Genomic DNA, 13716 nt, shown 5'->3' on the forward strand with positions numbered 1-13716 from the left:
CCGGGCGTCGCGATCCATGATTTTGGAACCCTGAGCCTTGCGCGGACCGAGCCGATCCAGTATGACTTTGCTGTGAAAAACGACACTGGCGCGGCGCTGACGCTGGACCACATTCAGGCGGCGTGCAGCTGCACGGCGGCCATGACGGACGGGGTGCTGCCCGGCGAGGAGATCGCCGCAGGCAAAACCCTCAAAATCCATGTGGCGGTGGACCCTACGCATCTGGGATCAGGCCCGGCGAACAAGATGGTCTGGGTTTATCTCAAGGGACAGCCGTCGCCGGCGGCGACATTGCAGATGGTGGGAACGATCACGCCGCTTCTCAGCTTCAATCCCATGCTGCTGGACTTTGGGCCAGTCGGCGCCGGTCAGGAAAAATCTCTGACGCTGCGCGTGACTGGCGAACCCAAACTGCTCGAAACGCTGACCATCCCGACGCTGACCCCGGCCAACCCGAGCGTGACATTTGTGCGCGAAAAGGGAATCCAGCCAGACAAGGACGGCCTGTCGACTATCGAATACCAGGTCGTCGTCGGCAAGCAGGCGCGCATCGGACAGCTTCAGGGAACGGTCACCTTTGCTGGACCGCAATCGGACAGCAATCGCCTCGCTTCGGCTTATGCGTCGCTGGTGGGGGAGGTCGCTGGAGAGATTTCTGCAGCGCCGTCCACGGTCGCGCTGGGGTCGGTGCCTGGGGGCAAGCGCGCCCAGCAGGAGATCATGGTCACCGGCCCACGGAAAGTCCTGACCAAGTGTTCGGTTCGCAGCGCCAGTCCTTATGTCAGCGCGAAGCTAAAGATATCTCCCCAAGTGGTAAGTCTCGTCGGCACATTCAGCTACCCGACGCCGCCGTTTGTTCCGACGCCGAAATTAGTAAATGCGATGAATGTCCCAGACGCAGAAATACAGGCGATGCTGGAAGTCACGGTCAGCGAAAAAACGCCCGCTGGAGTGCTCCAAACGGAAATCGTGGTGACGACGCCGAGCGGCCAGCAGCTGGCGCTTCCGGTGTGGGCGTTTATCGAAGCGAAAACGGTCGGCGGCTAACGGCGGGGGAGCATTGCTTACTGCGTCGTCTGTCCGAAGATGCGCAGTTTGCTGTGCATCTCTTTGACGCCGGGAACGCCGCGCACGATTTGCTCCGCGCGCTGCTTCTGCTGTTCGTCACGGACGGCCCCGTTGAGGATGACGATCCCGGACTTTGCCGTGCAGGTGACATACTTGGCGTCGATGTCGCCTGCGCCAAGAAGCGCGTTATAGGAGGCGACCGCCAGCGGATCGTAAGGCTCGAAACCGCGCTTTCGAGCGCCGGCGGGCAGGGGAGCAGCGATGCTCCCAGGATTGATCCCCGGCTGCGTGTGGATCGGCTCGTTGTTGATCTCCCAAGACTGCACGGTCGACCGGTTCGTCGGCGTGGTGGCGCGGAAGCTGGGAGTCGCGGTGTCCGGATCGCGCGCCGAGCATCCCGCCGCCAGCAGCGCGGCCGCGCACAGACCGATCCGTCGGAAAGATCGTACATTTTCCATACTGGTATTCTACCCGCCGCCCCTGATTACTTCCATCATTCTTAAGTCCGCCGCGCCTGCACAACGCGCGGGATGCCGCTCATATCGTCATGCGCGGCGACGTCTTCATAACCCCGCTCTTTTGCCTTCGCCATCACCGTTTCGGACTGCCCCTGTCCGACTTCCAGTAACACCCACCCATCGGGCCTGATGTGGTCCCAGGCGTCTTGTAAAATGCGTGTATAGATGGCGGCGCCATCTGCGCCAGTCGCGCCCGGCTCGCCGCTGAGCGCCAGGATCGGCTCGTAATCGCGCACCTCCGGCTGCAGATCGGGGATCTCCCGTTCGGCGATATAGGGAGGGTTGGAGACGATCAAATCGAATGGCTTATCCAATGGCAAGGGGCCGAGCAGATCGCCGTGCAGCAGAATCAATCGGTCCAAAAGATCGTAGCGAACCACGTTCTTGCGCGCGAGTTTGAGGGCGTCACCCGACAGGTCCGTCGCCCACACGCGCGCCTCTGTGCGCTCGCAGGCGAGGCTGACCGCGATGCATCCGCTCCCCGTCCCAATATCCGCGATCCGAGGCTCCGAAACGTCCCGAATCTTCTCCAATCCCAGCGACACCAGCATCTCTGTTTCCGGGCGAGGGATCAGCACGGCGCGATTGATTTTGAACGCGCGTCCATAGAAATACTGCTCGCCGGTGATGTAGGGCAGGGGGCGCCGCAGAGCGCGCAGCGAGACCGCCTTCTCAAAGATCACTTGCGTGCGTTCATCCAGCACCCGATCGGGATTGCGAACGAGGTCTTCGTGGCGGCATTTCAGGGTCCACTCCAGCATCAAGCGGGCGTCCAAGCGCGGCGTCTCCACGCCTGCATCGGCGAGGGATTTCGTCGCCCCCGCCCAAGCTTCTTGTACAGTCAAAGTCGTCACTCCGTCCGTGAGTATACCGGAAATCGAACAGCACGCCCATCGCACTACAAATCTACAGTATTAAATTTAATCTAAACTTAATCTCGGGGCTCTCTAATTGCGTTTTGGGGCTCTATGAGTAGGACATAACAATGATGAGGGATCGAAGATTTGAAGACAGGCTGATGTGGGAGGCAAAATGTCGATATTCAACAGCGATACGGAATTTTACGACCTGCTGGAAAAGCAGGCCGATCTCGCGGTCCAGGCGGCGAAGGAGTTCGGAGCGCTCGGCGGAGGCTTCACCCAGAGCGCACAGCGCGCCGAGGCCCTCAAACGGATCGAGGCCCAGGCGGATGAACTGACCCATGAGCTGACGCTCAAGGCTGACGATAAGTTTATCACTCCTTACGATAAAGAAGATATGCATTCGCTCTCGACGGCTCTCGACGATATCACCGATCTGATCGAGGCGGCCGGAGCGCGCGTCTCGATCTATCGTCTTTCGGAGCCGCGCGTGGATTTCGTCGCCATGGCGCAGGCCCTGGAGGCGACGGTGGAGGCGACGCGCGCCGGAGTGGGCGGCCTGCGTCACATCCGCGACCTCAAACAGATGCGCGCCCATTTGATCCAAATCCACGAGCATGAAAACAAGAACGATCAGGCGTACCGTAAGGCGCTCGGCGATCTGTTCAACGAAGCCGGAGCGGACCCGCTGACAGTCATCAAGTGGAAAGAGATCTACGACCGGATCGAGCTGGTCGCGGACAAGTGCGAGAGCGTCGCGGTGGCTCTCGAAAGGATTGTGGTCAAGTATGGTTGAGATGCACCTTCCCCATGCGCTCAGCGCCCTGCTCGTCATTACCATTGTGGTCGCGCTGCTCTTCGATTTCACCAACGGCTTTCATGACACCGCGAACGCCATCGCCACCGTGGTCTCCACGCGCGTGCTTTCGCCCCCGGTCGCCGTGCTGATGTGCGCCGTGCTGAACTTTGCCGGAGCCTTCTTCTCGACGAATGTCGCCAAGACGATCGCGAAGGGACTGGTGGAGGCGGAGGCGGCCACGCAAGCGGTGATTTTGGCGGCCATCGTCGGGGCCATCGTTTGGAATGTCCTGACCTGGTACTTCGGCATTCCCAGCAGTTCCTCCCATGCCCTGATCGGCGGCCTCGTCGGCGCCGCGATTGTCCAGTCGGGATTTCATGCGGTAAAATGGGAGGGAGTTTTGGAGAAGGTCGTGCTGCCGATGGTGCTTTCTCCAATCGCCGGCGGCGTACTCGGTTTCGTGATCATGATGGTGATCTTCGCGCTGTTCGCCAAGACGAGTCAGAGCAAAGTCTCGTTTGTCTTCCACAACTTGCAGCGCCTGTCGGCGGCGGCAATGTCGTTCACGCACGGTCAGAACGACGCGCAGAAGACCATGGGCGTGATTACTCTGGCCCTGGTCGCCAACCATATGCTGCCCGCCGGAAAAGATATCCATATCCCCACCTGGGTCGTGATCTCCTGCGCCACGGCGATGGCGCTGGGAACTGCATCGGGCGGCTGGCGCATTATTAAGACGATGGGGCAGCGGATTATCCGTTTGGAGCCGGTGCACGGCTTTGCCGCCGAAGCGGCGGGCGCGAGCGTGATTTTCGCCGCCAGCGCCATGGGCATGGCGGTCAGCACGACCCACGTCATTTCCGGCAGCATCTTCGGCGTCGGCGTCGCGAAGAACCTGGCCGGCGTCCGCTGGAACACAGCCCAGCGCATGGTCGCCGCGTGGTGCCTCACGCTTCCCAGCGCCGCCATTGTCGCCGGCGCCTGCCTGTTCGCGATCCGTGCGATGAGCCACCCCGCCGCCGTCGCGCTTGTGAAATAAAGATTGCCATCGCTCAAGGACCAACCATGAACCCATTGCCCGCCGCTCTCGCTCGACTGCACGAACTTGCTTATAACCTTCGCTGGACATGGGATCACACTACGCGCACGCTCTTTGAGCGACTGGACCCAAACTTCTGGACGGATCGTGGCCCCGATCCTGTCGGGACTCTACTTTCTGTTTCGGTCGATCAACTCGCGCGTGCGGCGGATGATCCCGATTACCGCGCGCTCTACGAGCGCGTTGTCGCCGACTTTGACGATTACATGGCGGCGAAGAACACCTGGTTCGAGTCCGCGCATGGCGATCGAACTCGGACAAGAATTGCCTACTTCAGCGCCGAGTTCGGTTTGACGGAAGTTCTGCCGATCTTCTCCGGCGGCCTGGGGATGCTGGCTGGCGACCATCTGCGCTCAGCCAGTGACCTGGGCGTTCCATTGGCGGGCGTCGGCCTGCTCTACCGTCAGGGATATTTCACGCAGACGCTCGACCATGACGGCTGGCAGAGCGAGCGGCGCGACGCCAACGATTTTACGCGGCTGCCGCTGACCTTGGAGACAGACGGGGAGGGGACGCCGAAATCCGTCCTGGTCCATTTCCCCGGACGGCAGGTGCGCGCGCAGATCTGGCGAGCCCAGGTGGGACGCGTTCCCTTGTATCTGCTGGACACGGACGTGCCGGAGAACAGCCCGGAAGACCGGGGAATCACGGGGCAGCTTTACGGCGGCGACCGCGAAATGCGAATTCAGCAGGAGATGGTGCTTGGCGTCGGCGGCATGCATGCGCTCGCGGCGATGGAAATCGATCCCGAGGTTGTCCATTTGAACGAAGGCCACAGCGCCTTCGCGGTTTTGGAGCGCGCCCGCCGAGCGGCGGCGCAGACTGGCGTTGATTACTGGACGGCGCTGAAGGAAACCGGCGCCCGGACCGTATTCACCACGCACACGCCGGAGCCCGCAGGCCACGACTATTTCGCGCCCGATTTGGTGCGGAAATATCTGGGTGGGTACGCGCGCGAGATGGGGGTATCGGTAGAGGAGATCCTGCCGCTTGGCCGCCGCAACGGCTACGACAGCGCCGAATATTTCTGCATGACGATCATCGCCCTGCGCGCCGCTGGCTTCAGTAATGGCGTCAGCCGTCTGCACGGCGAAGTCTGCCGGGAGATGTGGCAGTCGATCTGGCCACAGATCTCAGAAGAGAACATCCCCATCAGCTCTATCACGAACGGCGTCCACTATCAAAGCTGGGCCTCGCCCGAGACGATCGAGCTGTACGACAAATATCTGGGAGGCGAATGGCGAAACCGCCCGGACGACCGCAAGCTCTGGGCCAATATCGAGAAAATCCCGGACGCCGAGCTCTGGAATATCCATCGAGAAAGGCGCTCTCGGCTCGTCGATTTCACGCGCCGGCGTCTTCGCCGGCAATGGGAAGCGCGCGGGCTTGCTCCTGAAGAAATCGCCGCCACGGATAGCGCGCTCGACCCGCACGTCCTAACCCTCGTCTTCTGCCGCCGCGTCGTCCCTTACAAGCGCATCGGCCTGCTGCTGCGCGACCCGGATCGTTTGATCAAGCTGCTCACAAACACCAAGCGCCCCGTGCAGTTGATCTACGCCGGCAAAGCCTCACCCGGCGACGAATACGGCCGCCAGATGGTCCATCGGATCGTCCAGCTTTCCCAGCGGCCCGATCTGCGCGGTCGCCTGGCCTTCCTGGAAGACTACAATATGGCGGTTGCCCGCACGCTTGCCGAAGGCGCGGATGTCTGGCTCAACACCCCCCGCCGCCCGCACGAAGCCAGCGGCACCAGCGGCATGAAAGCCGCCGTCTGCGGAACCCTGAACGCCAGCGTCCTTGATGGCTGGTGGGACGAAGCCTGGAACGACGCCGACCCGCACGCCCCCGCCATCGGCTGGGCCTTCGGCGCCGAAACCAGCGTCAATGAAGAAGCCGACGACCGCCGCGATTCCGAGACGCTCTTTTCACTTTTGGAAAATCAGATCGTTCCGTTATTTTACGAACGTGGGGCAGGTGAATTGCCGTCAGAGTGGATCGCGCAGGTGAAGTCGTCGCTGGTGCAGCTCGGGCCGGTATTTAATACGCATCGGATGGTGAAGGAGTATTGTGCGAAGGGGTATTTTCGGGGATAGGAATCCAAGAAAGCCGGCGAATAAATTCGCCGGCTTTCCTATGGCGCTGTAGTAATAGGGCCGCGCTTCTTACCCCTCCGTCTCATACTTCAGCTTCTCCGCCTGGTCGGCGTTTACCAGTGCGTCGATCATGCTCTGGAACTCGCCGCTGAGAATCGTCGGCAGATTGTGGATCGTCATGCCGATGCGATGATCGGTCATGCGGTCCTGCGGGAAGTTGTAGGTGCGGATCTTTTCACTGCGGTCGCCGGTGCCGACGATGCCCTTGCGAGTGGTGCCAAGAGATTCGGCCTGCTTCTGCTGCTCGATGTCCAGCAGGCGGGCCTTCATGACCCGGATGGCCTTTTCAAAGTTTTGCAGCTGCGAGCGCTGATCCTGACAGGTGACGACAATTCCCGTCGGCATATGCGTCAGGCGGACGGCGGTTTCGTTCTTCTGGACGTTCTGGCCGCCGGCGCCCTGGCTGAGGGTGTGCTCGCGCTTGATCTCGGCCATGTTGATCTCGATCTCGACATCCTCAGCCTCGGGCATCACGATGACGGTCGCCGTGCTGGTGTGCAGGCGGCCGGAGCTTTCGGTGCTGGGGACGCGCTGGACACGATGGACGCCGGATTCGAACTTCAGGCTGGAGTAGGCGCCCTGGCCGTTGATTTCAACGATCGCTTCTTTATAGCCGCCGTTACCGGTCTCGTTGCTGCTCATCAGCGACATATCCCAGCCGCGCTTCTCGGCGTAGCGCATGTACATACGCAGCAGATCGCCGGCGAACAGGGCCGCCTCGTCGCCGCCGGCGGCGGCGCGGACTTCCAGGATCACGTTCTTATCGTCGTTCGGATCCTTGGGAAGCAGCATGACCTTGAGCTCGAGCTCCAGGGCGGTGCGCTGCTCCTTCAGCTCGTCGAACTCCATTTGCGCCATATCTCGCATGTCGGAATCCAGCTGGCCGCGCAGCATCGCTTCGGTCTCTTCCAGCTGTTTTTGATTCCTGCGAAACTCGCGGAACTTGGCGACGATGTCGGTCAGGTCGCTGTACTGCTTGTGCACGCGTCGATACTCGCCCATGTCGCTGACCAGATCTGGTTCCGACATGCGCTTTTCGAGCTCTTCATAGAGCTGTTCGACTTCTAAGAGTTTTTCAAACATTTGGTATCGCCTACAAACAAGAGAAGATCGCCCCCATCACCCACGAACGGGTGACGGGGAGCGATCTGAGGGCTGCTAAGCCACTTCCGCCGCCGGCTCCGCGTCCGAAGACTTTGCGGCGTCGCCGTTTTCGTGTTCCCTGTCCCAAACGCTTTTCAGCGAAGCGATCGAGACTTCGAGCTGGCTGTCGTCGGGTACGCGTGTCGTGATATACTGGGTCCACAGACCGGGTGCGATCATCGCCTGCGCCCACTTCTTGTCTCGATGGCTTCCCGCGAACTTCAGAATCTCAAACGAAATCCCCGCGACGACCGGCAACAGCAGCAGCTTATAAAGCATGCTAAGCAGGACCAAACCGATGCCGTCTGCTAACCTATATCTTGGAATGACCACGAAGACCAAGATGGCGGTAGTCAGTACGATAAAGATAAAATTGGTTCCGCAGCGCGGATGGATGCGGCTGGCGGCGCGAACATTGTCGAGCGTCAGATCCTGGCCCGCTTCCAGCGTATTAATGGCCTTGTGTTCCGCCCCGTGATACTCGAAGACACGCTTTACATGCGCAAGACGCGAAATCAAACCAAGATAGATAAAGAATACGAGCAGGCGTATCAACCCGTCGATTACGCTACCGGCGATCTGCATTCGCCATGAATGCGCGTGCACGCTGGAGGCGTGGTGCGGCAAGATAAGGTTAGTCAACTGATCCGGAAATATCCAGAACAAGGCGTAGCCGAATAGCAGCGAGATCACCGTGGTGGCGCCGATGGCGATGCCGTTGATGGACTGCGGCGCGGCGGCTTTGGCGGCTGCTGCCGGCGGCAGAGGCTCCGAGCCGTGGGGCGCGGGGCGGACTCCGTCACGCTCGGCGATCCCTTCGCCCATAGCGAGGTTGGCGGCGCTGGCGGCCTGACGATCCTCGGACGCCGTGGCGGCGCCTGTCTCGTCCTCCATCTGAATGTTGGCCGAGTAGGTGAGGGCCTTGATGCCCATCGCCATGGCGTCGATCAGCGCAAGGGTGCCGCGCAAAAATGGTTTGCGTAAGAACTGCAAAAACGGCGGAACGATTTGCTCCACCGATTCCAGCTTGACAATAATCTGCTGGTCGGAACGGCGACGGCAGGCAATCGAGAAGAATCGAGGACTGCGCATCATCACGCCCTCGATCACCGCTTGCCCGCCGTACAATTGCCGTTCTTCTGGTTTTGAGAAAGAAGTGTCGCTCATATGTTTTGACGACAGGACTTTCTTACTTGTTTTTCATACCGTACTTGGTCAAGAACTTATCGACGCGACCGGCGCTGTCCAGCAGCTTCTGCTTACCGGTGAAGAACGGGTGGCAATTCGAGCAGATCTCAACGTGAATGTTCTCACCTGTGGACCTTGTCGGATATACGGTGCCGCAAGCGCAGCTGATGGTTGTCGCTTTGTAATTAGGATGGATACCGGGCTTCATGACTTAACTCTCCTTTGAACCTGTGCTCAAACAGCTTGATATTCTACCTTATTAACACTGCAAAAGGCAATAGTAGTTCCTGAGGAAATTCTAAGATAGTTTGCAAGGGCAACTGGGTACATGGTTCGATATGAAGACGGATACTGAGAAAAAAGACGCGACGACACAATCGGCGAAGTTCATCACCTGGAATCTCGTGATTGGGCTGCTGCTGGCGTTCGGTGCGTTTCACCTGTTTATGGAGATTTTGGAGGCGGTGCACGGCAACGGCAGCCAGATCGCCCATGTAGACCAGTCTATTTTATGGTGGCTGCATGCACACCAGCGTCATGGTTTTACCGAGGGCGCCGAACTCATGGCGTTTTTAGGATCGCCGATCTGGGTCGTCAGTCTCGGCGTGGTGTCGGCGATCGCTGGCTTCTTTATCCGTAAAATTCGGGGCGCGGCATGGACGCTGCCCATCGGGATTGTGGGGGCGGGCATTATCATTCAGCTGATCAAGACGGAAGTGCAGCGTGTGCGGCCCACGTTGTTTGTACCGCTGCTGAAAGAAACAGGGTATTCGTTCCCTTCCGGGCATTCCTTGATCGCCATGGTCGTTTACGGGCTGATCGGCTACTTTCTGATGCACTTGCTGAAGGGGCGTGTCTCCAAAGCTGTTGTTGGAACGCTGACGGCGCTGTTGATCGTCGCCATCGGCGTGTCACGCCCCTATGTCGGCGTCCACTATCCTTCTGATGTGCTGGCGGGCTGGGCGGCAGGTTTCCCCTGGCTGGTGACATGTCTTGGTCTGCACGAAATTCTTTCCCGACGCTATGCGCAGGCCGGCGAACCTGTTCTCGACAAGGCGCCGCCAATCGCTCAGGCTGTTTGCAACGCGACGGACAAGAAGCAGGCGGCGTAATTCACGCCGCAATCGCATCGCCGCGATCTGCGCCCGCAATCGCGGCGACCATGGCTTCCGAACATAGGCCAACGCCAGGGATATAACGCACGCGCGTGTCGCCGGTGCGGCGGATCCATTCGATCAGCGGCGATTCGTCCAGCAGATGCAGCGTGCGCTGCGCCTCAGAGGCTCGCACCATACCCTGAGCTGCGGCGCGGTCGCAAAGCGCAAGCACGTCGGCGGGGACCGACTGCTCCGCCGGCTCCTCCTGCCGTTCTCCCATCAGTTCTTTGACCTGGGCAAACACCAGCGCCGAATCCAATTCGTCCGTGACCGAGAGCGTACAGATCGGGCGCATCCAGTCGCCCGCCGGCGCTTCTCCGAACGAAAGCAATACTTCCAAGCCGTTGGGCGATGTGAGGCGGAAATCGGGGAGCAGCGCGCCCTGCGCCGTGACAATCGGTTCCGGGCTGCGCTTGATCCGCCATCCCGCCGCTTCGCCCTGCACGCGAAGCTTGAGCAGCGCCTTGTGCAGCGCGTCACCCTGCGCCATGCGCTGGCGCAGCGTCGTCTCATCCGCTCGGCGATATTTGCCAAGCAGCGTTTGGAACGTTTCTGGCCCCAGCGACAGCCGCATCTTTTTGCTCGACAGCGTCACATCCACATGTCCCGTCAAATAGCCATGGCCGTACGTCTGCGTAATCTGCATCAGGCAGCGCGACAGACGCCCCGCGTGACGGGGCAGCAGCGACGCCGCGTCTAAATCTGACAGCGATACCGATGTTCCCTCATTCCCAATATGCGCCCGCACCCCCAGCGACTCCGCGAAGGCGCGCATATCCGACGCCTGCGCCGAGGATAAGTCCAGGCCGCTGACAAAGATCTCCTGCGCACGCCGAAGCGGCGTGTCCAGGCTGTGAAAGTTATAAAGCGCGACGACGTCTTTCGCCGAGGGAACGGGGCCGATCCGTGTGAGCACCTGGTTCTGCTCGGCGTCCAGATGCATCATCTGATCCCACTCATAGGTGGTCACACCGAAGGGTTCCGACAGCGCCGTATAGCACTCCGCCCGATTCTTTGTTGTCAGAAACCCATGGTAATGCGCGTTGACATCACGGTACGTATGCGCCCGGATCTCGCTTGGCTTTCGCAGTCCCGCGTTTTCCAGCCGCACTGCGCCCTCCGCGCTCGCCACCTGCGCAAATTTTTGCGTCTCATAACGGTAGTATGCGCCCAGGCACGCCACGACGCCGCGCGCGATTCGGTGATCGCCAAAGAAATCCACCATCACCTGCGCGTCCAGCTCGCCGCGCTTGCGCCCGACCAGTCCGTCAAATGTTCGAATCGCAAGCTCGACCTTGGCGAGCGCCTTCTTGTCGCGCATCTGATGTGGATAGAGCGAGGCGGGAACGCCGGTGGTGGACGATTTGCGGGCGGTCTTCTTAAAATCTTCAATGCGAAAGGCCATGGTTGTTCTTTCTAGGAGGGCGGCGCTGGCGTATCGTAATTTTGTCGTCATCCAAACCCAGAAGGCGCCGGCGGTTAAAACCGCGCCTACAAGTACGCAGAAGTCCCCCTGCGGGGACTGCAAAATCCTCAACGATATCGTTTATAATACGTGTTTTATATGGCGGTCACGTTTTGGGTTATGTAACCCACGCAGGTGGGTTTCTGCGTACTTGCAGGCGCGGTTTTAACCGCTGGCGCCTTCTGGGTTTGAATGGTTTGACACTGGGATTAGGGATGCTACTCCTTCGCCGAGGAAATAGGAGTTTCTTTCGGCTTTCTCTTGGCCGCCGTTTTCACTTCGCTCGTGCCGCGTGCGACGATCTCATACAAGCTGGCCTGTCCGGGTTTGGGCCGCAGCACGCGCCCGAGTCTTTGAATATATTCACGCGTGCTGGACGATCCAGAAACAACGATGGCGACGTTGGCGTCGGGCACGTCCACGCCTTCGTTGAGCACGCGGCCGGTAACGATCTTGGAGTAGTCGTGACGGCGAAAGCCATCCAGAATGGCGCGGCGCTCATCCTGGGCCGTTCGATAGGTGATCGCGGGTAACGCGAGCTGGCGCGAGAGATCGTGGACGAGGCTGTTCCATTCGGAGAAGACGATGACTTTGTCGTCCTGATGTTTTTCCAGCAACTCTTCGACGGCGCCCAGCTTGCGTGTTGCGTTCATGGCGAGCATTCGCGCTTCGCGGTGGGCGCGCAGGGCCTCGCGGGCGGCGGGGTCGTGGCCGGATTGACGGATCAGGGCTTCGAACAAGTTACTGCATCCGAGAAGCATTAACTTGCGGCGATTGGCCGCCATGAACCAGGAGTATTGCGCCGTCAACTGGTCGTAGCGCACTTGCTCTTCGTCGGTCAGATCGACCGAGACACGAGTCGCCTTGTAATCGGCGATGTGCTTGTCCCGCGCCAAAGCCGCCGGCTGGCGCTCGTATACCGTCGGCCCAATGAGGGTCGTAAGGTCGTCGTGACGACCGTCGGAGCGCTCCAGCGTGGCGGACAGCCCCAAACGGAACGGCGCGGCGCAGCGCGTGGCGATCGTGCGATACGACGCCGACGGCAGGTGGTGCGCTTCGTCGAAAACGAGCAAGCCGATATCCGAAAGATCGCGCCTCGGCATTGCCGCCGAATCGTAGGTAATCACCGTGACGGGGCGTCGCGTTCGAAATCCGCCGCCGATCATGCCGACGGCGTCCGGCTCCAGGCCAAACCGCGCGCAAATTGTGTCGTGCCACTGGTGCAGCAAATCGATGGTCGGTACGACCACAAGAGTCGTCACCTGCATCGCCGCGATCGCCGTCAGCGCCAGCACGGTCTTTCCCGCGCCGGTCGGCAGAACGACCATTCCACGCCCGCCCGCTGCCGACCACGCCGCCAGCGCCTCCTGCTGGTAGGGGCGGGGCGTCACATCGAGCGTAGGCAGTTCCGTTTCCAGAAGATAAGGCGCGGCCGCTTCGGCGAGAGTGTCGTCGAGGTCTTCGGAGTCGAGGTCCGCATTGAAGATGTCGAGTTGTTCGAGGGCGTCGGACATTGGGTGGTGCTTTCTAAGTTAAATTGGAACCACGGGTATGAAACCCATGGCTGGGAGCGGCAAGAGCCGCTAACCGTCCGTGCCGGACGGACAAAATTAGCCGTTGTCCTTGGGTTTTCATTCAAGTCCGTCCGGCACGGACGGTTAGGGCGCAGCCCTCCCAGACGTGGGTTTCATACCCGCAGACCGAACGTCTCGGCGGCTATGAGATGGGGCGGGGTTATCCTCGTATCTCATGCCGCCCGCAGACGCTCATTCTCAGTGCTTTGAAGCGCCTCGTCATCGAACAGCGACAATTGGGCGATCTGGGACGTTCGCTTCTTTCCAAACCCCCACACGCTTTCCAGTTTGCCGGTGCGCGCGGCGCGGACAACATCTTCGGCGTGCTCCGCGCCGAGCGCTTCGTGCAGATGCTGGGCGGTGCGCGGGCCGACGCCGGGGATCTCCATCAGCGCTTCCATGTAAGGCGGCAGGTCTTCGCAAAGTTCATGGAAGTATTGCATCTCGCCCCGGGTAGCCAATTCCCGCAGCTTGATTTGGAGATGCTCGCCCAGCTCCCACTTGCGATGCGCCATGCGCGCGTTCTCATTTGGGCCGCCGAGGATCGCGGCGGCGTTGGCCCGGCTGCGCAGCAGCGCCCGGGCGCCGCGCTCGTAAGCGCGGATTCGATAAGGGTTGTCATCACGGTCGCGCAGCAAAGTGGCGATGTTGAACAGCATCGCCGCCATCTCGCGATTGGTCATTTTATGCGG

13 protein-coding genes are annotated in these 13716 nt (G+C 60.4%); 5 read left to right on the plus strand and 8 right to left on the minus strand.

Annotation, left to right across the window (positions count from 1 at the left end):
- A partial coding sequence (locus tag ABIZ35_RS28585) for a DUF1573 domain-containing protein (protein WP_348223356.1) occupies nucleotides 1–1047 on the plus strand: 1047 nt, incomplete at its 5' end.
- Nucleotides 1048–1064: 17 nt separating this feature from the next.
- Here the strand turns inward: ABIZ35_RS28585 and ABIZ35_RS28590 are convergent.
- Nucleotides 1065–1526 carry a BON domain-containing protein gene (locus ABIZ35_RS28590; RefSeq protein WP_348223357.1) on the minus strand — a complete coding sequence of 154 codons (462 nt, stop codon included), beginning with the start codon at nucleotides 1524–1526 and terminating at the stop codon, nucleotides 1065–1067.
- 41 nt (nucleotides 1527–1567) lie between these two features.
- Nucleotides 1568–2431 carry a peptide chain release factor N(5)-glutamine methyltransferase gene (gene prmC / locus ABIZ35_RS28595; protein ID WP_348223358.1) on the minus strand — a complete coding sequence of 288 codons (864 nt, stop codon included), beginning with the start codon at nucleotides 2429–2431 and terminating at the stop codon, nucleotides 1568–1570.
- Between the two features lie 187 nt (nucleotides 2432–2618).
- On the opposite strand from prmC, the gene ABIZ35_RS28600 reads away from it, so the two are divergent.
- The 3 genes from ABIZ35_RS28600 to glgP are packed head-to-tail and all read left to right on the plus strand — an operon-like array spanning nucleotide 2619 to nucleotide 6437.
- The gene (locus ABIZ35_RS28600; RefSeq protein ID WP_348223359.1) at nucleotides 2619–3242 is read left to right on the plus strand and encodes a DUF47 family protein; all 624 of its coding nucleotides are present in this window, start codon (nucleotides 2619–2621) and stop codon (nucleotides 3240–3242) included.
- Nucleotides 3235–4284, plus strand: a complete 1050-nt coding sequence (locus ABIZ35_RS28605) for an inorganic phosphate transporter (RefSeq protein WP_348223360.1) — start codon at nucleotides 3235–3237, stop codon at nucleotides 4282–4284. Before ABIZ35_RS28600 ends, ABIZ35_RS28605 begins: the two co-directional genes overlap by 8 nt.
- 26 nt (nucleotides 4285–4310) lie before the next feature.
- Entirely contained in the window at nucleotides 4311–6437 is a 2127-nt protein-coding gene (gene glgP, locus ABIZ35_RS28610) for an alpha-glucan family phosphorylase (RefSeq protein ID WP_348223361.1), read from the plus strand.
- A 69-nt stretch (nucleotides 6438–6506) separates the two neighbouring features.
- On the opposite strand, the gene prfA is transcribed toward glgP, so the two are convergent.
- From prfA to rpmE, 3 genes are all read right to left on the minus strand, one after another.
- Nucleotides 6507–7580: a peptide chain release factor 1 gene (gene prfA / locus ABIZ35_RS28615; protein WP_348223362.1), complete on the minus strand. Its 1074-nt coding sequence runs from the start codon at nucleotides 7578–7580 to the stop codon at nucleotides 6507–6509.
- A 75-nt stretch (nucleotides 7581–7655) separates the two neighbouring features.
- Complete coding sequence (locus ABIZ35_RS28620; RefSeq protein WP_348223363.1) at nucleotides 7656–8768, minus strand: DUF1385 domain-containing protein; 1113 nt, start codon at nucleotides 8766–8768, stop codon at nucleotides 7656–7658.
- A gap of 61 nt (nucleotides 8769–8829) precedes the next feature.
- Nucleotides 8830–9036 (minus strand): 50S ribosomal protein L31, encoded by a 207-nt coding sequence (rpmE, locus tag ABIZ35_RS28625; RefSeq protein WP_348223364.1) that lies wholly within the window; start codon nucleotides 9034–9036, stop codon nucleotides 8830–8832.
- Nucleotides 9037–9166: 130 nt separating this feature from the next.
- On the opposite strand from rpmE, the gene ABIZ35_RS28630 reads away from it, so the two are divergent.
- Entirely contained in the window at nucleotides 9167–9940 is a 774-nt protein-coding gene (locus tag ABIZ35_RS28630) for a phosphatase PAP2 family protein (protein ID WP_348223365.1), read from the plus strand.
- Nucleotide 9941: 1 nt separating this feature from the next.
- Here the strand turns inward: ABIZ35_RS28630 and ABIZ35_RS28635 are convergent, their stop codons facing one another.
- The 3 genes from ABIZ35_RS28635 to ABIZ35_RS28645 form a co-directional block, all read right to left on the minus strand.
- Nucleotides 9942–11390 carry a DUF790 family protein gene (locus ABIZ35_RS28635; RefSeq protein WP_348223366.1) on the minus strand — a complete coding sequence of 483 codons (1449 nt, stop codon included), beginning with the start codon at nucleotides 11388–11390 and terminating at the stop codon, nucleotides 9942–9944.
- A gap of 278 nt (nucleotides 11391–11668) precedes the next feature.
- Entirely contained in the window at nucleotides 11669–12964 is a 1296-nt protein-coding gene (locus ABIZ35_RS28640; protein ID WP_348223367.1) for a DEAD/DEAH box helicase, read from the minus strand.
- Nucleotides 12965–13197: 233 nt separating this feature from the next.
- A complete protein-coding gene (locus ABIZ35_RS28645) occupies nucleotides 13198–13707 on the minus strand; it encodes a helix-hairpin-helix domain-containing protein (RefSeq protein WP_348223368.1) in 510 nt (169 codons plus the stop codon).
- Nucleotides 13708–13716 lie beyond the last annotated feature (9 nt).

The organism is Capsulimonas sp., assembly GCF_039929585.1.
Classification (GTDB): domain Bacteria; phylum Armatimonadota; class Armatimonadia; order Armatimonadales; family Capsulimonadaceae; genus Capsulimonas.

What these genes read in the sequence shown, in the direction of transcription:
- ABIZ35_RS28590 (WP_348223357.1), bottom strand. Translation starts at nt 1,526, where the DNA reads ATGGAAAATGTACGATCTTTCCGACGGATCGGTCTGTGCGCGGCCGCG.
- ABIZ35_RS28600 (WP_348223359.1), top strand. Translation starts at nt 2,619, where the DNA reads ATGTCGATATTCAACAGCGATACGGAATTTTACGACCTGCTGGAAAAG.
- ABIZ35_RS28605 (WP_348223360.1), top strand. Translation starts at nt 3,235, where the DNA reads ATGGTTGAGATGCACCTTCCCCATGCGCTCAGCGCCCTGCTCGTCATT.
- glgP (WP_348223361.1), top strand. Translation starts at nt 4,311, where the DNA reads ATGAACCCATTGCCCGCCGCTCTCGCTCGACTGCACGAACTTGCTTAT.
- prfA (WP_348223362.1), bottom strand. Translation starts at nt 7,580, where the DNA reads ATGTTTGAAAAACTCTTAGAAGTCGAACAGCTCTATGAAGAGCTCGAA.
- rpmE (WP_348223364.1), bottom strand. Translation starts at nt 9,036, where the DNA reads ATGAAGCCCGGTATCCATCCTAATTACAAAGCGACAACCATCAGCTGC.
- ABIZ35_RS28630 (WP_348223365.1), top strand. Translation starts at nt 9,167, where the DNA reads ATGAAGACGGATACTGAGAAAAAAGACGCGACGACACAATCGGCGAAG.
- ABIZ35_RS28635 (WP_348223366.1), bottom strand. Translation starts at nt 11,390, where the DNA reads ATGGCCTTTCGCATTGAAGATTTTAAGAAGACCGCCCGCAAATCGTCC.
- ABIZ35_RS28640 (WP_348223367.1), bottom strand. Translation starts at nt 12,964, where the DNA reads ATGTCCGACGCCCTCGAACAACTCGACATCTTCAATGCGGACCTCGAC.
- ABIZ35_RS28645 (WP_348223368.1), bottom strand. Translation starts at nt 13,707, where the DNA reads ATGACCAATCGCGAGATGGCGGCGATGCTGTTCAACATCGCCACTTTG.